General features: G+C 63.5%; 14 protein-coding genes and 1 pseudogene. 4 read left to right on the forward strand and 11 right to left on the reverse strand.

The window, feature by feature from the left end; all coding sequences use genetic code 11:
• Positions 1 to 87 precede the first annotated feature (87 nt).
• A complete protein-coding gene (locus PSH80_RS25455) occupies positions 88 to 600 on the reverse strand; it encodes a dihydrofolate reductase (protein ID WP_057440396.1) in 513 nt (170 codons plus the stop codon).
• Between the two features lie 69 nt (positions 601 to 669).
• On the opposite strand from PSH80_RS25455, the gene PSH80_RS25460 reads away from it, so the two are divergent.
• The gene (locus PSH80_RS25460; RefSeq protein ID WP_057960903.1) at positions 670 to 2,049 is read left to right on the forward strand and encodes a DUF2868 domain-containing protein; all 1,380 of its coding nucleotides are present in this window, start codon (positions 670 to 672) and stop codon (positions 2,047 to 2,049) included.
• Positions 2,042 to 3,409, forward strand: coding sequence for a DUF3482 domain-containing protein (locus tag PSH80_RS25465; protein ID WP_057440398.1), 1,368 nt, complete (start codon positions 2,042 to 2,044; stop codon positions 3,407 to 3,409). Before PSH80_RS25460 ends, PSH80_RS25465 begins: the two co-directional genes overlap by 8 nt.
• Here the strand turns inward: PSH80_RS25465 and PSH80_RS25470 are convergent.
• From PSH80_RS25470 to PSH80_RS25500, 7 genes and pseudogenes are all read right to left on the reverse strand, one after another.
• The gene (locus tag PSH80_RS25470; RefSeq protein WP_305418626.1) at positions 3,406 to 3,960 is read right to left on the reverse strand and encodes a phosphonate degradation HD-domain oxygenase; all 555 of its coding nucleotides are present in this window, start codon (positions 3,958 to 3,960) and stop codon (positions 3,406 to 3,408) included. The genes PSH80_RS25465 and PSH80_RS25470 overlap by 4 nt on opposite strands.
• Positions 3,960 to 5,093: a TIGR03364 family FAD-dependent oxidoreductase gene (locus PSH80_RS25475; RefSeq protein ID WP_120734301.1), complete on the reverse strand. Its 1,134-nt coding sequence runs from the start codon at positions 5,091 to 5,093 to the stop codon at positions 3,960 to 3,962. The genes PSH80_RS25470 and PSH80_RS25475 overlap by 1 nt, the downstream gene beginning before the upstream one ends.
• Positions 5,094 to 5,215: 122 nt before the next feature.
• The gene (locus tag PSH80_RS25480; protein WP_057440401.1) at positions 5,216 to 6,241 is read right to left on the reverse strand and encodes a putative 2-aminoethylphosphonate ABC transporter substrate-binding protein; all 1,026 of its coding nucleotides are present in this window, start codon (positions 6,239 to 6,241) and stop codon (positions 5,216 to 5,218) included.
• A gap of 26 nt (positions 6,242 to 6,267) precedes the next feature.
• Positions 6,268 to 7,995, reverse strand: a complete 1,728-nt coding sequence (locus PSH80_RS25485) for a putative 2-aminoethylphosphonate ABC transporter permease subunit (protein WP_305418627.1) — start codon at positions 7,993 to 7,995, stop codon at positions 6,268 to 6,270.
• A gap of 1 nt (position 7,996) precedes the next feature.
• A pseudogene (locus PSH80_RS25490) lies at positions 7,997 to 9,062 on the reverse strand (putative 2-aminoethylphosphonate ABC transporter ATP-binding protein).
• 237 nt (positions 9,063 to 9,299) lie between these two features.
• Positions 9,300 to 10,163 (reverse strand): LysR family transcriptional regulator, encoded by an 864-nt coding sequence (locus PSH80_RS25495; RefSeq protein WP_057960907.1) that lies wholly within the window; start codon positions 10,161 to 10,163, stop codon positions 9,300 to 9,302.
• Between the two features lie 16 nt (positions 10,164 to 10,179).
• The gene (locus PSH80_RS25500) at positions 10,180 to 12,498 is read right to left on the reverse strand and encodes a heavy metal translocating P-type ATPase (protein WP_169989456.1); all 2,319 of its coding nucleotides are present in this window, start codon (positions 12,496 to 12,498) and stop codon (positions 10,180 to 10,182) included.
• Positions 12,499 to 12,583: 85 nt separating this feature from the next.
• Here PSH80_RS25500 and cadR point away from each other — a divergent pair, with 85 nt between their 5' ends.
• Positions 12,584 to 13,033, forward strand: a complete 450-nt coding sequence (gene cadR, locus PSH80_RS25505) for a Cd(II)/Pb(II)-responsive transcriptional regulator (RefSeq protein WP_057440406.1) — start codon at positions 12,584 to 12,586, stop codon at positions 13,031 to 13,033.
• 114 nt (positions 13,034 to 13,147) lie between these two features.
• Here cadR and PSH80_RS25510 read toward each other — a convergent pair whose 3' ends face one another.
• Together PSH80_RS25510 and lgt are read right to left on the reverse strand one after the other, a co-directional pair.
• Positions 13,148 to 14,119: a thymidylate synthase gene (locus PSH80_RS25510; protein WP_057960909.1), complete on the reverse strand. Its 972-nt coding sequence runs from the start codon at positions 14,117 to 14,119 to the stop codon at positions 13,148 to 13,150.
• Positions 14,120 to 14,170: 51 nt separating this feature from the next.
• Positions 14,171 to 14,983, reverse strand: a complete 813-nt coding sequence (lgt, locus tag PSH80_RS25515) for a prolipoprotein diacylglyceryl transferase (protein WP_057440408.1) — start codon at positions 14,981 to 14,983, stop codon at positions 14,171 to 14,173.
• Positions 14,984 to 15,196: 213 nt separating this feature from the next.
• Here lgt and PSH80_RS25520 point away from each other — a divergent pair, with 213 nt between their 5' ends.
• Positions 15,197 to 15,943, forward strand: a complete 747-nt coding sequence (locus PSH80_RS25520; RefSeq protein WP_057440409.1) for an NRDE family protein — start codon at positions 15,197 to 15,199, stop codon at positions 15,941 to 15,943.
• 100 nt (positions 15,944 to 16,043) lie between these two features.
• Here the strand turns inward: PSH80_RS25520 and ptsP are convergent, their stop codons facing one another.
• Positions 16,044 to 18,323 (reverse strand): phosphoenolpyruvate--protein phosphotransferase, encoded by a 2,280-nt coding sequence (ptsP, locus tag PSH80_RS25525; protein WP_057960910.1) that lies wholly within the window; start codon positions 18,321 to 18,323, stop codon positions 16,044 to 16,046.
• Positions 18,324 to 18,331: the final 8 nt, after the last annotated feature.

An 18,331-nucleotide genomic window follows, 5' to 3' on the forward strand; every position in this document is an offset into this window, starting at 1 on the left:
TATCGCGGGCAAGCCCACTCCCACAGTTGAACCGGTTTCTTCAGTAAAAATCGGTCAACTGTGGGAGTGGGCTTGCCCGCGATGCTTTTAGGCTTTTTCCCAAACTTCGAAGTTATAGGCCGGCTTGTCACCTTCAGCCGGATTCTGCACATTCGACACCAGCTTCCATTGGCGGGTATCAAACTGCGGAAACCACGCATCCCCTTGCGGGCTCAACTCCACCCGCGTCAAATACAGGCGATCCGCCTGCTCCAGCCCCTGCGTATACAGCTGCGCGCCGCCGATCAGCATCAGCTCATCCACGCCCTGCTCCAACGCCCAGGCCTCGGCCCGCGCCACGGCTGCATCGAGGGACGGAAAAACTTCCGCACCTTCGAGCACCAAATCGGTCTGACGGCTGACCACAATGTTCAAGCGACCCGGCAACGGTCGACCCAGGGAATCCCAGGTCTTGCGCCCCATGATGATCGGCTTGCCCAGGGTGGTGGCCTTGAAATATTTGAAATCCCCCGGCAAATGCCAGGGCATGCTGTTGTCGACGCCGATCACGCGGTTTTCACCGAGGGCTGCGATCAGGCTTAAAGGGAGAGTTTTTTTCATGGCGACGAGAATACCAGAGGCGCGGGCCAGCGGTTATGCTCCAGGCTCACTGACACAACAGGATGGCGCGTGACTGCACTTACACCTCTGCAAACACTCTGGCTGACGGAAACCGTGCGCCTGCGTGAAGAACACGCTGGCCCCCTGGAAGACCAGGAAGCCAATCGCCTGGCCCGCAGCCACGGCGGCGATCTGCCGACGCGCATTCAAAACCGCGCACTGTGGCTGGCCGAACGTGACGGCCTGCGCGCCGCCCTGCTCCACTGGCTGCAAGGCGCACGCCTGGCGCTGATGGTGCTGATGGTGCTGGCCATCGTCAGCGGCGCCGGCCTGGCCTTCGCCGCCCTGGGCAACGGCCAAGCCCCGGTCAATGTGTTCTGGGCCCTGGGCAGCCTGCTGGGCTTGAACCTGATCCTGCTGCTGAGCTGGGCCCTGGGCCTGTTGTTTGCCGGCGAACACAGCGCCAGCTTGGGCCGCCTGTGGTTGTGGCTCAGCGAAAAACTTGCCCGCGATGCCAAGGCCGCACAACTGGCGCCGGCGCTGTTGTTGCTGCTGCAACGCCAGAAGCTCAACCGCTGGGCGGTCGGCGTGCTGGTCAATGGCCTGTGGCTGCTGGCGCTGTGCAGCGCGCTGGTGATCCTGCTGACCTTGATGGCCACCCGGCGCTACGGGTTTGTCTGGGAAACCACCATTCTCGGGGCCGACACCTTTGTCAGCGTGACCCAGGCCCTGGGCAGCCTGCCCGCACTGCTCGGCTTCAGCGTGCCCAGCGTGGAGATGATTCGCACCAGCGGCGATTCGGCGCTGACTATCGAAAGCGCCCGCCAGGCCTGGGCTGCGTGGCTGGTGGGGGTGTTGCTGGTCTATGGCCTGCTGCCCCGGTTGATTCTCGCCCTGTTGTGCCTATGGCGCTGGAAACGCGGGCGCGCGGCCTTGGGCCTGGACCTCAACCTGCCCGGCTACAGCCACTTGCGCGATGCCTTGATGCCCAGCAGCGAACGCCTTGGCGTCAGCGATGCCGCGCCTGAGCAGTTGCACCACGTCAGCGGCGGTGCCAGCGAACTGCACAGCGATGGCGCCCTGCTGGTGGCCATCGAACTCGACGACCAGCACCCCTGGCCGCCCAAACTTCCGGCCATGGTCAAGGACGCCGGCATCCTCGACAGCCGTGAGTCTCGCCACAAACTACTGGAGCAACTGACCCGCTTCCCACCCGCACGCCTGGTGATCGCCTGCGACCCGCGCCGCTCGCCGGATCGCGGCAGCCTCGCGCTGATTGGCGAGCTGGCCCGCAGCGCCAGCGCCACCCGGGTCTGGCTGTTACAAGCGCCACCGGGCCAGGCGCTGGATGCCGAGCGCCTTGGCGATTGGCACACGGCCTTGCAGCAACTGGACCTCCCCTTCGCCGACTGCGCGCCGCTCACCTGGCTGGAGACGGGCCATGACTAAACCCCTGAAACTGGCCGTGGTCGGCCACACCAACGTCGGCAAGACCTCGCTGCTGCGCACCCTGACCCGGGACGTGGGCTTTGGCGAAGTGTCCCACCGCCCCAGCACCACCCGGCATGTCGAAGGCGCACGCCTGTCGGTGGACGGTGAAGCCTTGCTGGAGCTGTACGACACGCCGGGCCTGGAAGATGCCATCGCCCTGCTCGATTACCTGGAGCGCCTCGACCGCCCCGGCGAACGCCTGGATGGCCCGGCCCGCCTGGCGCGCTTCCTCGAAGGCAGCGAAGCCCGCCAGCGCTTTGAGCAGGAGGCCAAGGTGCTGCGCCAGTTATTGGCGTCCGACGCCGGCCTGTACGTGATCGACGCCCGGGAACCGGTGCTGGCCAAGTACCGCGACGAGCTGCAAGTGCTGGCCAGTTGCGGCAAACCGCTGCTGCCGGTGCTCAACTTTGTCAGCAGCGCCGAACACCGCGAGCCGGACTGGCGCGAAGCCCTGGCCCGCCTGGGCCTGCATGCGTTGGTGCGCTTTGACAGCGTGGCGCCCCCAGAAGATGGCGAGCGGCGGCTGTATGAAAGCCTGGCCCTGTTGCTGGAAAGCTCACGGCCACAGTTGGAGCGGCTGATTCTCGACCAGGAGGCCCAACGCCAGGCGCGCCAGCAAAGCGCCGCACGCCTGATCGCCGAGCTGCTGATCGACTGCGCCGCGTGCCGGCGCAGCGTGGTCATCGAGGATGAACAGCAAGCCGTCAGCGATCTGCGCAAAGCCGTGCGCCAGCGCGAACAACGTTGCGTCGAGGCCCTGCTCAAACTCTACGGCTTCCGTGCGCAAGACGCCGCTGCCAGCGACTTGCCGCTGCTGGACGGACGTTGGGGCGATGATTTGTTCAACCCCGAAACCCTCAAGCAACTGGGGGTGCGGGTCGGCGGCGGGATTGCCGCGGGAGCTGCGGCCGGTGCCGGCGTGGACTTGCTGGTCGGCGGCCTGACCCTGGGCGCCGCCGCCCTGGCCGGGGCGATTGCCGGGGGCGCCCTGCAAACCGCGCGCAGCTACGGCAGCCGCTTGCTGGGCAAGATCAAGGGCCAGCGCGAGCTGACCGTGGATGACAGCGTGTTGCGCCTGCTGGCCCTGCGCCAGCGCCAGTTGCTCAAGGCCCTGAACCTGCGGGGGCATGCGGCGATGCACAGCATCAAGGTCGACACCCCGCAGGACAAGAGCTGGCGCGAAGGCAAACTGCCTGAGGCCCTGCACAAGGCGCGTGCCCATCCGCAATGGTCATCGCTCAACCCCCATGCACGGTTGAGCCAGGCCGAGCGCCAGGAACAGATCGAAGCCCTGGCCCAGCGCCTGGACGAGGCTTAAGCCGCCAGCAGGTGCCGGGCCTTGGCCTTCAACACCTCAAGGTCGAGCACCGGCACGTGCATTACCTTGGCCTGCTCATCCCAGTGGCGCATGCGCAGGCTCACCGCACACAGCGGGTCCTGCTCAAACACACGGGCCTCGTCGGCCGTCATCACCCCGCCCTGGTAACCCAGGGTGCGGCGGCTGGCCTCGCTCAAGCGCGCATAGTAGTCCGGCTGGCTGAAGGTCAGGTAACGCTTGGCCTGCACGTGATACTCCACCAGTTTCGCCAGGCGCTCGCTAAACCCGGCACGCCGCAAGTAATCGGCACCCAGGCGTTCGTGGCTGACCACGCCGTAGCCACCCATATTCTCCCCACCCTGGCCGCAGATGTGCCCGATATCGTGGAAGAACGCCGCCAGCACCACTTCATCGTCAAAGCCTTCAGCCATGGCCAGTTGCGCGGCCTGGGACATATGCTCGATCTGCGACACCGGCTCGCCAATGTAATCGGCAGCGCCGTGCTGCTCGTACAGGCCAAAGACTTCAGCGACCACCTGCTCAGCGTTCATTACGCCTGCCCCCACAGTTCAGTGATATTGCGCTCGGCCAGCGCCGGCCCCACGCTCATGCCCACGCCGGTGTGCATCAACGCCACGCTGACCCCCTCGGCGGCGCGCAGGAACGAAAACGGCCCCGGCCCACGGGAACCATAGACCCCTTGCCAGCGCTCGACGACCTGAATCTGACAGCCCAGGGTCTGCTCGGCCAGTTCGATCATCCAGTTGTCCACCTGTTCGGCGTTGAATGGCGAAGGATCGCTGCCGTAATGGTGGGAGTCCCCGATGATCAACTCGCCATGGGGCGTCGGGCTGATCAGCAGGTGGATGCCATGTTCATGCAGGTGCGGTGTGTCACGCAGGATCTGCGCCTGTACCGGCGCCGCTTCCGGCAAGTCGGCAAAGGCGCCGTAGTGCACACAGCTCAGGCCGGTCAGCAGCGCGTGTTGCAGGTTCAGCTCCACCTTGGGCCGGGCGCGCAGCATTTGCAGTTGGCAGATTTGCGGCTGGAGTGCGGCGATCTGTTCGGCCAGCAGGGTTTGGTAGTCGTGGCCGGAGCACACGATGATCTGCTTGCCACGAAAGCTGCCGGCGGTGCTGTGCACCTGGCCCGGTTCGATGTCACGTACCAGGGTGGAGAAGTGGAACTCCACCTTGAGGTCGCAGCGCAGGTACTCGATCAGTGCCGGCAGCGCCTCACGGGAATACAGTTGCTGATCGTCCAGGCCGTGCAGCGCGGCGCGGTGATGGCGGAACTGGCCGCCATACAAGTCGTTCAGCGCTGCGCCTTGCAACAGGTTGACGCGGTAGCCATGCGCCTTGGCGCGCCCGGCGCAAAAAGCCTCCAGCAGGTGCTCTTCGGCTTCGGTGCGGGCAAACAGGTAAGAGCCATTGCGCTTGAGTTGCAGGTTCGCCTGTTGCGCCCACTGGCCCCAGATCTCGCGGCTTTGCCGGGCCAGGTCGAGCATCTGCCCCGGCGGTTGGCCGGTGACCAGGGCCTGGCCGAAGTTGCGCACCGAGGCGCCCAGGGGCGTGGCCGTGCGCTCGAACACCGTGACCTTGAGGCCGCGTTTGGCGGCGGCGTAGGCATGGGACAGGCCGAGGATGCCGGCGCCGATGATCAGCAGATCGCTGTGGTGTGTCATTAAGTGATGTCCTGAATTTGAGGCCTCATCGCCGGCAAGCCAGCTCCCACAGGGTGAATTGTGAACACCTTCAAATGTGGGAGCTGGCTTGCCGGCGACGAGGCCATCAGCCCCAACGAATATTATTGACCTGCCACTTTCTCCGACTTGCCGTCATAGCGCTTACGCCATTCAGCCAGGATGTTATCGCGGTTTTTCGAGGCCCAGGCAAAGTCATTCTTGATCAGGCGCTGCTCATAGTCCGCCGGCAATTCTGTCTGCGGCTTGGCAATGCCCGGCTGGGCCAGCACGGCGAAGTTTTCCTTGTACAGCTCCATCGCTGCGGGGCTTGCAGAGAAATCGGCGAGCTTCTGTGCCGCTTCCGGGTGGGCCGTGCCCTTGATCACCGCAGTGGCTTCGATGTCCCAGCCCAGGCCTTCCTTGGGCAATACGATATCCAGCGGCGCGCCCTGGCGCTTGAGCTGCACCGCTGGGTATTCGAAGGAAATGCCGATTGGGAACTCACCGGAAGCCGCCAACTTGCACGGCTTGGAACCGGAGTGCACGTACTGGCCGATGTTCTGGTGCAGGTCATCCATGTACTGCCAGCCCTGCTTCTCGCCGAAGGTCTGCAACCAGGCGCTGACGTCGAGAAAACCGGTGCCGGACGACGCCGGGTTAGGCATGACGATCTTGCCCTTGTACTCAGGCTTGGTCAGGTCTTGCCAGCTGATCGGCTTGCTCAGGCCCTGTTTCTCGGCTTCGACAGTGTTGAAGCAAATGGTCGCAGCCCACACGTCCATGCCGACCCAGGCCGGTGGGTTGGCGGCGTCGCGGTAGTTCTTGCCAATTTTGTCCAGATCCTTCGGCGCATAGCTTTGCAGCATGCCTTGCTGATCGAGGATCGCCAGGCTGGAGGCCGCCAGGCCCCACACTGCATCGGCTTGTGGGCGGGCTTTTTCTGCCAGCAGCTTGGCGGTGATGATGCCGGTGGAGTCGCGCACCCACTTGATCTCGACGTCCGGGTTGGCCGCTTCGAAGGCTTTCTTGTAGGTCTTCAACTGCTCGGCTTCAAGGGCCGTGTACACGGTCAACTCGGTCTTGGCAGCAAAGGCATTCAGGCTGAACGCGGTGAGCACAGCAGCGGCGAGGGCCAGGGGCTTGAACATGGTGCGTTTCCTTGTGTGGGGCAGAGTTATTGACCGGGCGCGGTTTGGCGCCAGGCCTGGGAGCGGCGCAACAAGCCGCGTGAGGCCCACGCCAGCAGCAGCGAGACGCCGGCTGAAGTGAACAGAATCAGGGTCGACATGGCCGCCGCGCCGCCCACGTTGCCGGCGTCGTCCATGTTCAGCACCGCCACCGCCGCAAGGATGGTGTCGGGGCTGTAGAGAAAGATCGCGGCCGATACGGTGGTCATCGCCGAGACAAACAAGTAGCGCAGGATGTCCAACAGCGCCGGCAGGCAGATCGGCACGGTGACCCGCAAAAAGTGGCGGTACAGCGGCGCCTTGAGCGACAGCGCGGCGGCTTCGAACTCGGCGTCGAGTTGGCGTAGGGCGGTGGTGGCGGTCATTTGCGCGGTGGTCAAATAGTGAGCAATGGTGCACACCACCAGCAGCGTCATGGTCCCGTAGAGCACATGCAGCGGGTTGCCGTTGAGGTTGAAAAAGAACACGTAGCCCAGGCCCAGCACCAGGCCAGGCACCGCCATCGGCACAAAGCTGAGCATGCGCAGCGCCAGGTTCAAGCCCTTTTGCCCCTTGGTCTTTTCCATCAGGTAAGCGCCGGTGAAGATCAGCACGCTGCCAATCAGTGCGGTGCAGATCGCCATGGTCAGGCTGTTGCGATAGGCCAGCCAGCCGCCGCCAGCGGTGTCGTTGAACTGGTAGTGGTTGAGCGACAGCGACAGGTTGTACGGCCAGAACTTCACCAGCGACGAGTACACCGCCATGCCGAACACCAACAGCAGCACCGCGCAGATCAGCAGCACAATCGCCAGGTAGCAGCCATCACGCAGACGCGATGGCGCCGGCTGGAACACCTGGGCGCGGCCGCTCATGGAGTCGCCGTGGCGCCGGCGCAGCCAGGTATCCACCGCGAAACTGAGCAACGCCGGCAGCAGCAGCACCATGCCGATCAAGGCGCCGCGACCGAACTGCTGTTGGCCAACCACGGCCTTGTAGGCCTCCAGCGCCAGCACTTGATAGTCACCGCCCACCACCACCGGTACGCCGAAGTCCGTGATGGTCAGGGTGAACACCAGGCAGAACGCGGCGAACACGGCCTGGCGCGTCGCCGGCCAGGTGATGCTGCGAAACGCCCGGGCCGGGCTCGCGCCCATGCTCGAGGCGGCATCGAACAACCGCGCATCCGCCAGGGACAGCGCCGACAGCAGGATCATCAGCGCATGGGGAAAGGTGTAGATCACTTCACCGAGGACAATCCCCCAGAAGCCGTAGATGTTGTCGGACAGCAGGCCGCGCAACATGCCCTGGTTGCCGAACAGGTACACCAGGGCGATGCCCGGCAGCATCGACGGCGCCATCAGCGGCAGCAACGACAGGCCGCGCCAGAGGGTCTTGCCGGGGATCAGCGTGCGTTGCAAGGCGTAGGCAAACAGGTAGGCCAGGGGTACGACAATGATCGCGACGCTCAGGGAAACCTTCAGGCTGTTGCCCAGCAGCCAGTGGAAGTTGGCGCTGGTCAGCAGCTCACGCGCCGCCACCAGGCCGCCGCCCTGGCCGTCTTCGGCGCTGAAACCGCGCCAGAAGATCGCCAGCAACGGCAGCAGTACGGCGAGGCCCAACAGGCACAGCAGCAGCAGTAGCTTGCCGCCCAGTACGAAGATACGGTCGCCGATTTGCGCACGGGAAGCCTGACGCGCCACACGGCCGGGTACTGGCAGGGTCATATCAGTGGCCATCTCAGGCAAACACCTGCAGGCTGCGCGGCGGGCAGCGCCACCCAGATATCCTGGGCGCCCAGGCGTGGCATGGCTTCCGGCGCCAGTTCGGCCAGCAGCGGATGGCCGGGCAACTGGTCCAGTTCAAAGCTCATGCGGCAACGGTTGCCGAGGAAGGTGATCTCGCGGACCTTGGCCGGGAACAGGTTTTCTTCGTGTACCGGCGGGTTGACGCTGATCGCTTCCGGCCTGCAGAACAGGCGGCCCGACGCGGCCTTGCCGCTGTCTTCGGCCAGGCGCACATTCATCCCGCCAACCTGGGCGTGGCTGGCGCTGTTGCGGCTGAAGGGCAGCCAGTTGCCCTGGCCGACAAACTCGGCCACGAACGGGGTGGCCGGGCGGTCGTAAATCTCTTGGGGAGTGGCGTACTGCTCGACCTTGCCGTTGTTCATCACGGCGATACGGTCGGCCATCAGCATGGCCTCGTCCTGGTTGTGGGTGACCATCAGGGTGGTGATGCCCAGGCGGCGTTGCAGCTGGCGCAACTCGGTGCACAGGTGCTCGCGCACCCGGGCATCGAGGGCCGACATCGGCTCATCCAGCAGCAACAGCGACGGGGCCGGCGCCAGGGCACGGGCCAGGGCGACCCGTTGCTGCTGGCCGCCGGACAGTTGGCCGGGGTATTTCTTTTCGCTGCCGGTCAGGCCCACCAGTTCCAGCATCTGCGCCACGCGTTTGCGCACTTCATCGCGCCCGCTGCCGGCCAAGCCGTAGCCGATATTGGCCTCGACGCTGAGGTTGGGGAACAGCGCGTAGGACTGGAACAGAATGCCGTAGTCCCGCGCCTGGGGTGCCAGTAGGGAAACGTCACGATCACCCAGGTACAACTCGCCGCTGTCCTGGCGCTCCAGGCCGGCGATGCAACGCAGCAAGGTGGTCTTGCCGCAGCCCGAGGGGCCGAGCAGGCACACCAGTTCACCGGCGGCGACGTCCAGGGACACATGGTCCAGGGCAGTAAAGGCGCCAAAGCGCTTCTGGATACCACGCACCGTCATCGGCGCGCCGGGGTTGAGCTGGGCTGTGTTCATGGTGGCACCTCATCAAACTGATGAAGGCCATGCTAGGCAGCAAATGCGTCCCTGGTGTGGCAGGAAGGCAAAAGCGGGTGATAGTGGTATTGGTGGATTTGGGTAGGGGCAGAGCCATGGGGTGTTGGGTCTACCGCTAGCGCAGGCAAGCCAGCTCCCACATTTGGAGCTGTGAATACCTTCACATTTGGGAGCTGGCTTGCCTGCGATGGCGATTTCAAAACCACCCAAAATCTTTCAGAGCGGCGACATTTCCTGCGCCAACCCCAGAAACGCCGCCGGCAACCGCGCACCTTTACGCTCCTTGAGGCAGTACAGGTATTCAGGAATCTGCGGCGCATTCTCGATGGTCAGCACCCGCAGTTGCGGGTCATGGGGCACTTCCTGGCGGGCGATGATGCTGATGCCGATATTGCGCAGCACCGCCTCGCGGATCGACTCACGGCTACCGATTTCCAGCAGCGGCCCATAACCCACGCCAGCGCCTTTGAGCATCTCTTCGGTCAAGCGCCGGGTGGTCGAGCCTGCCTCGCGCATCAACAGGGTATGCCCCGCCAGCGCACTGAGCGGCACATGCTCCAGCACGGCCAGCGGATGATTGCGATGCACCGCCAGCACCAGCGGGTCGGTGCCCAACACCCGGCGGATCAGGCGCGGGTCTTCCAGCAATTGCGAGGAGGCGGCGACGTCCACCCGGTAATCATCCAGCGCTTCGAGGACCTGCTGGGAGTTGCCGATTTCCACTGCCACTTCCACGTGGGGCAAGCGTTCGCGGAAGGTTTTCACCAGATCAAGGATGTAATAGGGCGCGGTCGCGGCGATGCGCAACGTGCCCTGGACCTGGCCGCTGTTGCGCAGGAAAAACTCGATATCCGCCTCCTGCTGCAACAGCGCCTTGACCATCGGCAACAGCCGCGCCCCTTCGTCGCTGACGGTGAGGCGGCGGCCACCGCGATAGAACAGCTCAACCGAGTACTGGCTTTCCAGATGGCGGATCTGGGTGGTCACCGTGGGTTGGCTCAGGCCGAGTTTTTTCGCCGCCTGGGTAATGCTGCCCAGGCGGGCGACCATGTAAAACGCCTTCAACTCGGCACTCAGCACACCACCCTCTCATCGACTATTTGCGCAACAGGCGCAGACCATTGAATACCACCAGCAGGCTCACGCCCATGTCAGCAAACACCGCCATCCACATGGTGGCCATGCCCATGAAGGTGACGGCCAGGAAGATCGCCTTGATCACCAGCGCCAGGGCGATGTTCTGCTTGAGGATACTCGACGTTTGTCGCGACAAGCGTATGAATGCCGGAATCTTGCGCAAATCATCGTCCATCAGCGCCACGTCGGCGGTCTCGATGGCCGTGTCGGTGCCTGCTGCCGCCATGGCAAAGCCAATCTCGGCGCGGGCCAGGGCCGGGGCGTCGTTGATGCCGTCGCCGACCATGCCGACCCGGTGGTTTTTCCCGTACAGGTCCTCGATAGCCTTGAGCTTGTCGGTGGGCAACAGATCGCCCTGGGCCTGGTCGATGCCCACCTGGGCGGCAATTGCCTGGGCGGTGTGGGTGTTGTCGCCGGTGAGCATCAGGGTCTTGATGCCCAGGTCGTGCAACTGCTGGATGGCTTCGCGACTGCTGTCCTTGACCGTATCGGCCACGGCGAACAGCGCCAGCGGGCCGGATTTGTCGAGCAGCAGCACCACGGACTTGCCTTGTTTTTCCAGGGCGAAGAGTTTTTCTTCAAGGGCCGGCGAGCACAGGCCCAGCTCTTCCACCAGGCGGTGGTTGCCCAGGTGATAGACCTCACCGTTGATCTCGCCACGGACCCCGCGCCCGGCCAGGGCCTCGAAGTTATCCACAACCTGCAGCGGGAGTTTTTTATCCACAGCCGCATTGGCGATCGCCAGCGACACTGGGTGGTCGGAACGCGCGGCCAGGCTGGCGGCCAGGGCCGGCGCGTTGTCTTCTACATTGGGGAACAACGCCAGGTAGTCGGTCTGCACCGGCTTGCCGTGGGTGATGGTGCCGGTCTTGTCCAGGGCCAGGTAGTCGAGCTTGTAGCCGGCCTCCAGGTACACGCCGCCCTTGATCAGGATGCCTTTGCGCGCTGCCGCCGCCAGGCCGCTGACGATGGTCACCGGGGTGGAAATCACCAGGGCACAAGGGCACGCGACCACCAACAGCACCAGGGCGCGGTAGATCCAGTCGAACCACACCGCGCCCATGAACAGCGGCGGGATCACGGCCACGCCGAGGGCAAACAGGAACACCGCCGGGGTGTAGATTTTCGAGAAGCTGTCCACAAAGCGCTGGGTCGGCGCCCGCGAGCCCTGGGCCTGTTCCACTGCGTGGATGATGCGCGCCAGGGTCGAGTTATTGGCGGCAGCGGTCACCTGGTATTCCAGGGAACCGGCCTGGTTGATGGTGCCGGCGAAGACTTTATCGCCCACGGTTTTCTCGATCGGCAGGCTTTCGCCGGTGATCGGCGCCTGGTCGATGGTGGACTGGCCGGCGGTGACTTCACCATCCAGACCAATGCGCTCGCCGGGGCGTACCCGCACGATGGCACCCAGTTCAATGGTCTTGACCTCTTGTTCGACCCAGCTACCGTCAGCCTGGCGCACCGTGGCCTGCTCCGGGGTCATTTGCATCAAGCCACTGATGGCGTTGCGCGCACGGTCCAGGGACTTGGCCTCGATCAACTCGGCCACGGTAAACAGGAACATCACCATCGCCGCTTCCGGCCACTGGCCGATCAGGATCGCACCGGTCACGGCGATGCTCATCAGCGCGTTGATGTTCAGGTTGAGGTTTTTCAGGGCAATCCAGCCCTTTTTGTAGGTGGTGAGGCCGCCACTGAGGATCGACACCAGCGCCACCAGCGCCACCACCCAGGTCGGAGCCGCGTCGGTGAAATGGATCACCTCCGCCGCCAGGGCGCAAAAGCCGGACAGGGCCAGCGGCCACCAGTGCTTCTTGGCCGGTGGTGCGGCGGCCGGCACGCCCTCCTCGATCGGATCGGCCTGCATGCCCAGGGACTTGATGGCCTCGACGATCGGCGCGGTGCTCGGCAGGTCGTGGGTGACACCGAGGATGCGGTTGATCAGGTTGAATTCCAACTGCTGCACACCGGCCATCTTGCCCAGTTTGTTCTGGATCAGCGTTTGCTCGGTGGGGCAGTCCATGGCCTCGATGCGGAAAGTGCTCAGGCGCGCGTTGGCGCTGGTTGTTTGCGTCAATGTCACCAACGAGGGGGCTGCCGCGCCGGAACAGCAGGAGCCGCCGCCATGATCATGCTCTTTCACAGGGGCAAGCTTTTGCACGTGATCATGATGGCTGTGGTCATGATCATGGCCGTGGTCGTGATGGCTATGATCATGGTCGTGATCATGATCGTGGCTGTGGTCGTGCTTGTGCGGGGTGCGCAGGGATTCGCTCATTGTGTCGCGTCCATGAAGGTGCCTGTTGCCAAGTAAAGACCCTGTAGCCACTATAGGGTCAAGCACCCTTTTGGAGATTGCTGCGATGAAGATCGGTGAATTGGCCAAACTGACCGACTGCCCGGTGGAGACCATCCGTTATTACGAGAAGGAAGGCCTGCTGCCGCCACCGGCGCGCAGTGAGGGCAACTACCGCCTGTACACCCAGGCCCACACCGAGCGCCTGACGTTTATCCGCAACTGCCGCAGCCTGGACATGACCCTGGAGGAAATCCGCAGCCTGCTGGGCCTGCGCGACAGCCCCCAGGACCAGTGTGAAAATGTAAATGCGCTGATCGACGAGCATATCCATCACGTCAAGGCGCGGATTGATGGGTTGCTGGCCTTGCAGAAACAGTTGATCGACCTGCGCCAGCGCTGTGGCGAAGGGCCGGAGATCGACCAGTGTGGGATTTTGCAGCGGCTGGAGGTCAGTGGGAGTGTGGCGGCCAGTGAGGCGGAGCATTCACATGTGGGTCGTAGTCACGGGCATTAGATAATGGGGTGACTGAGTTGACGCCATCGCAGGCAAGCCAGCTCCCACATGTGCCTGAGTACTCGGTCACTTGTGGGAGCTGGCTTGCCTGCGATGCAGACGATGCGGTCTCGACTAGACCGCCATCGGCGCCGTCATCGGCGCATGGTGCTCATAGCCTTCCAGCGAGAAATCGCTCGGTTCGATCAGCTCCAGCCACTCCGGCTGGTACACCCCGGTCTTGGCAAACTCCGGCACGCGCTCGCTGATCACCAGCTTCGGCGCGGCGAAAGGCTCGCGCTTGAGCTGTTCGTTGAGCATGTCCAGGTGGTTTTCGTAGACGTGCGCGTCACCGATGAAATAGGTGAACCAGCGCGGCGTGTAGCCAGTCAGGCGGCCGATCAGGCTCAGCAGTGCCGCGCCTTCGGTGAGGTTGAACGGCGTGCCCAGGCCCAGGTCGTTGGAGCGGATGTAGAGGGTCAGGGAAATCTCCCTGGTCTCGACATTCGGGTGGAACTGGTACAGCAGGTGGCACGGCGGCAAGGCCATTTCATCGAGCTGGGCGCAGTTCCAGCCGTGGAACAGGATGCGCCGGCTGCCCGGGTCCTTGATGATGGTGTCGACGCACTGGCGAATCTGGTCGATGGCCTTGTACAGCACCACGTAGGCCTGACCGTCTTCCTCGCCTTCGGCGATCTGGCGATAGCCCTGGGCCAGGGTCTGCTCGATAGCGGCCTGGTTGCTCAACGGGATCTGTTTGTACGCCGGCCATTTGCGCCATTGCACACCGTAGATCTCGCCCAGGTCGTCCTCGCCCTGGCGGAACGGGTTGGCCAGCCACTGCGCGTTTTCGTTAGCGTTCTGGTCCCACACCTTGCAGCCCAGGGCGCGGAATTCGGCGGCGTTATTCACCCCGCGCAAAAAGCCACACATCTCGCCAATCGCCGACTTGAAGGCCATTTTGCGGGTGGTGATGGCTGGGAAACCTTCCTGCAGATCAAAGCGCAACATCGCACCGGGGAAGCTGATGGTGTTCACGCCAGTGCGGTTGGCCTGCTTGGTGCCGTTGTTGATGACGTGGGAAACCAGCTCGAGATATTGCTTCATGACATTACCTGTATCGGTGAAGCCGAGGCCCTCAGGCCCCGGCGTTCGAATTTATAGCGCGCTGGTCTTGATCGCCTGCGGGCGGTTGTAAGCCCACCAGAGCAGGCCCAGGCCAGCAAGAATCATCGGAATGCTGAGAACCTGACCCATGGTCAGCCAGCCGAACGCCAGGTAGCCCAACTGCGCATCCGGCACCCGCACGAACTCGACGATGAAACGGAAAATCCCGTAGAACAGGGCGAACATCCCCGAAACCGCCATGGTTGGGCGGGGTTTGCGCGAGTAGATGTAGAGGATCAGGAACAGCGCCACGCCTTCCAGGGCGAACTGGTACAACTGCGACGGATGGCGCGCCAACTGCGCCGGGTCGCTGAACGGCGGGAACACCATGGCCCACGGCACGTCGGTCGGCTTGCCCCACAATTCGGCGTTGATGAAGTTACCGATACGCCCGGCACCCAGGCCAATCGGCACCATCGGCGCGATAAAGTCCATCAGTTGGAAGAATGACTTGCCATTGCGTCGGCCAAACCACCAGGCCGCGAGCATCACGCCGATAAAACCGCCGTGGAACGCCATGCCGCCCTTCCACACCTCGAAAATCAGGGTAGGGTTGGCCAGGTACGCGCTCAGGTCGTAGAACAACACATAACCCAGGCGCCCGCCGACAATCACGCCCATCGACATCCAGAACACCATGTCGGAGAGCTTCTCCTTGGTCCAGGTCGGGTCAAAGCGGTTCAGGCGTCGGGAAGCCAACAGCCAGGCGCCGCCGATGCCGATCAGGTACATCAACCCGTACCAGTGGATTTTCAGCGGACCGATGGCCAGGGCCACCGGGTCGATCTGCGGGTAAGGCAGCATTGCGACTCCTCGTTAAATCATTCGTTATTGCGCACGGACCTTGCCGGTGGACGATTAAGCCTGCGTTACAGCGGCTCGATCAAATGAAGAAGTTCGCACCCGCGCCAAGCAGCCTGGCATGTTAACGGATGGGAGGCATCTGGCCCAACTTGGATACGATGGATAGCCGGCGGATCTATGGGTAGAGTGAGCAAAACACAAAAGGATCGCCTTATGTGCCTGATTGTTTTCGCCTGGCGGCCGGGCCATGCCCAGCCCCTGATCGTCGCGGCCAACCGTGACGAATTCTACGCCCGGCCCAGCCTGCCCTTGGCCCAGTGGCCCGATACACCGCAGGTGTATGCCGGTCGCGACCAGGAAGCCGGGGGCACCTGGCTGGGGATCGGCGCCGACGGACGGTTTGCCGCGCTGACCAATATCCGCGACCCGCACCAGCCACCGGCGCGCAAGTCCCGGGGCGAGTTGGTGGCGCGCTTTCTCCACGGTTCCCTGCCGATTGACCACTATTTAGCCGATGTTAACGGCAGATCAATTGAATATGCCGGCTTCAACCTGCTGATTGGCACGCCGCAAGAGCTGTGGCACTACAACGCCAATGAGTCGACGCCTACCCAACTGACGGCCGGGATCTATGGCTTATCCAATGCCGGGCTGGATACGCCCTGGCCAAAGCTGCTCAAGGCCAAGGCAGCACTGGCCCAAGTGCTGGATGATCCGCAGCCTGAAGCCTTGCTGGGGATTTTGAGCGACCCGCAGACCGCACCCTTTGCCGAACTGCCGGATACCGGTGTCGGGTTGGCCACGGAGAGTCTGTTATCGAGTGTGTTTATCGCCAGCCCCAGTTACGGGACGCGAGCGAGTACCGCGCTGATTGTGCATGCCGATGGGCTGCGGCACATGGTCGAGCGCAGCTTTGGCCCCCATGGCGGGCGGCTGGGCGAGGTGGAACTGAGGATTTAGTGGAGACTGGGCCACCGTCATCGCAGGCAAGCCAGCTCCCACAGTTTGAAATGCATTCCAAGTGTGGGAGCTGGCTTGCCTGCGATGGCCCCCCCTCGGTCTAGAGGGTTTTTGTCGCAGACGGATTGATCATCCGCGCCAACCCCAGGCTTTTCAGGGCCAACTGCAGCGAGCTGTGGATAACTTGCGGGTTGTCGATGGTCATCAATTCCGCCAGCAGATCCTTGGCCTTGCTCAGGTTGATCTGGCGCAGCATCCACTTGACCTTCGGCAGGTTGGTGGCGTTCATCGACAGGCTGTCAAAGCCCATGGCCATCAACAGCACCGCCGCCGCCGGATCACCGGCCATTTCCCCACAGATACTCACCGGCTTGCCTTCGGCATGGGCGTCGCGCACCACGTTCTGCAAGGCTTGCAGCACCGCCGGGTGCAGGTAGTCGTAAAGGTCGGCCACCCGTGGGTTGTTGCGGTCCACGGCCAGCAGGTATTGGGTCAGGTCGTTGGAGCCCACCGACAGGAAGTCCACCTGCCGTGCCAATTCCTTGGCCTGGTACACCGCTGCCGGGATTTCGATCATCACGCCAACCGGCGGCATCGGCACGTCGGCACCTTCGTCGCGCACTTCGCCCCAGGCCCGGTGGATCAGGTGCAGGGCTTCTTCCAGCTCGTGGGTGCCGGAGATCATCGGAAGGAGAATGCGCAGGTTGTTCAGGCCTTCGCTGGCCTTGAGCATGGCGCGGGTCTGGACGAGGAAGATTTCGGGGTGGTCGAGGGTAACGCGGATACCGCGCCAGCCAAGGAAGGGGTTGTCTTCCTTGATGGGGAAATAAGACAGTGACTTGTCGCCGCCGATATCCAGGCTGCGCATCGTCACCGGTAACGGATGGAAGGCGGACAGTTGCTCGCGATAAATCGCCAGCTGCTCCTTCTCGCTCGGGAAACGTTGGTTGATCATGAACGGCACTTCGGTGCGGTACAGGCCCACCCCTTCAGCGCCACGTTGTTGCGCACGCGCCACGTCCGCCAGCAGGCCCGTATTGACCAGCAGCGGTACACGGTGGCCGTCGAGGGTCACGCAGGGCAGTTCGCGCAGGGCATCGAGCCCCTGGGACAGCTGGCGCTCCTCCTCGACGATTTCGGCGTATTGCTTGCGCAGCACTTCGCTGGGGTTGGTATACACCTCACCACGGTGCCCGTCGACGATCATCGAGATGCCGTCGACCTTGGAATATGGCAGGTCCACCAGGCCCATCACCGTCGGGATGCCCATGGCCCGGGCCAGGATCGCCACGTGGGAGTTGCCCGAGCCCAACACCGAGACCAGGCCCACCAGTTTGCCTTCCGGCACTTCGCCGAGCATGGTGGCAGTCAGTTCTTCACTGATCAGGATGGTGTTGTCGGGGTAGACCAGGTTGGTGGTGCGGTCTTCCTGCAGGTAGGCCAGCAGGCGCCGACCGAGGTCGCGCACATCCGAGGCGCGCTCGCGCAGGTAGGCGTCGTCCATCAGTTCAAAGCGGTTGACGTGATCGGTGACCACCTGGCGCAGCGCGCCCTGGGCCCACTGGCCGGTCTTGATCACGGTCTTGACTTCGTTACCCAGGGACGCGTCGTCGAGCATCATCTGGTACACGTCGAACAGCGCCCGTTCTTCGGGGCGCAACTGGGTGGCCAGCTTGGTCGACAGGTTGCGCATGTCGGCGCGCACGCCTTCCAGGGCGGTCTTGAACAGTTTGATTTCTGCGTCGATGTCGTCGACGGACTTGTCCGGCACCACGTCCAGGTCGGCCGGGGGCAGCATGACCACCGCAGTACCGACCGCCGCGCCCGGTGAACCCGGCACGCCGACGAACTTGGCTTCCTGGATCCCCTTGCCCTGGCGCCCCAGGCCGCGAATCGAGCCGGTGGCTTCGGCATGGGCGATCACCCCGGCCAACTGCGCACTCATGGTCACGAGGAAGGCTTCTTCACCTTCATCGAACTGGCGGCGCTCTTTCTGCTGGATGACCAATACGCCGACAACGCGGCGGTGGTGGATGATCGGTGCGCCGAGGAATGAGGCGTAGCGCTCTTCACCGGTTTCGGCAAAGTAGCGATAACGCGGGTGATCGGCCGCGTTTTCAAGGTTCAGGGGTTCTTCACGCGTCCCCACCAGGCCCACCAGACCTTCATTGGGCGCCATGCTGACCTTGCCGATGGAGCGCTTGTTCAAGCCCTCCGTGGCCATCAGCACAAAACGGTTGGTCTCGGGGTCCAGCAGGTAAACCGAGCAGACCTGGCTGCCCATGGCTTCCTTGACGCGCAACACAATAATCCCCAACGCCGCCTTGAGATCCTTGGCGGAGTTAACTTCCTGGACGATCTTGCGCAGCGTATTGAGCATGGCTCGGG

Source organism: Pseudomonas sp. FP818, from assembly GCF_030687335.1.
Taxonomy (GTDB): Bacteria; Pseudomonadota; Gammaproteobacteria; order Pseudomonadales; family Pseudomonadaceae; genus Aquipseudomonas; species Aquipseudomonas shahriarae.

What these genes read in the sequence shown, in the direction of transcription:
- PSH80_RS25465 (WP_057440398.1), top strand. Translation starts at nt 2,042, where the DNA reads ATGACTAAACCCCTGAAACTGGCCGTGGTCGGCCACACCAACGTCGGC.
- PSH80_RS25480 (WP_057440401.1), bottom strand. Translation starts at nt 6,241, where the DNA reads ATGTTCAAGCCCCTGGCCCTCGCCGCTGCTGTGCTCACCGCGTTCAGC.
- ptsP (WP_057960910.1), bottom strand. Translation starts at nt 18,323, where the DNA reads ATGCTCAATACGCTGCGCAAGATCGTCCAGGAAGTTAACTCCGCCAAG.
- PSH80_RS25510 (WP_057960909.1), bottom strand. Translation starts at nt 14,119, where the DNA reads ATGAAGCAATATCTCGAGCTGGTTTCCCACGTCATCAACAACGGCACC.
- PSH80_RS25500 (WP_169989456.1), bottom strand. Translation starts at nt 12,498, where the DNA reads ATGAGCGAATCCCTGCGCACCCCGCACAAGCACGACCACAGCCACGAT.
- PSH80_RS25520 (WP_057440409.1), top strand. Translation starts at nt 15,197, where the DNA reads ATGTGCCTGATTGTTTTCGCCTGGCGGCCGGGCCATGCCCAGCCCCTG.
- PSH80_RS25475 (WP_120734301.1), bottom strand. Translation starts at nt 5,093, where the DNA reads ATGACACACCACAGCGATCTGCTGATCATCGGCGCCGGCATCCTCGGC.
- PSH80_RS25485 (WP_305418627.1), bottom strand. Translation starts at nt 7,995, where the DNA reads ATGGCCACTGATATGACCCTGCCAGTACCCGGCCGTGTGGCGCGTCAG.
- cadR (WP_057440406.1), top strand. Translation starts at nt 12,584, where the DNA reads ATGAAGATCGGTGAATTGGCCAAACTGACCGACTGCCCGGTGGAGACC.
- PSH80_RS25455 (WP_057440396.1), bottom strand. Translation starts at nt 600, where the DNA reads ATGAAAAAAACTCTCCCTTTAAGCCTGATCGCAGCCCTCGGTGAAAAC.
- PSH80_RS25470 (WP_305418626.1), bottom strand. Translation starts at nt 3,960, where the DNA reads ATGAACGCTGAGCAGGTGGTCGCTGAAGTCTTTGGCCTGTACGAGCAG.
- lgt (WP_057440408.1), bottom strand. Translation starts at nt 14,983, where the DNA reads ATGCTGCCTTACCCGCAGATCGACCCGGTGGCCCTGGCCATCGGTCCG.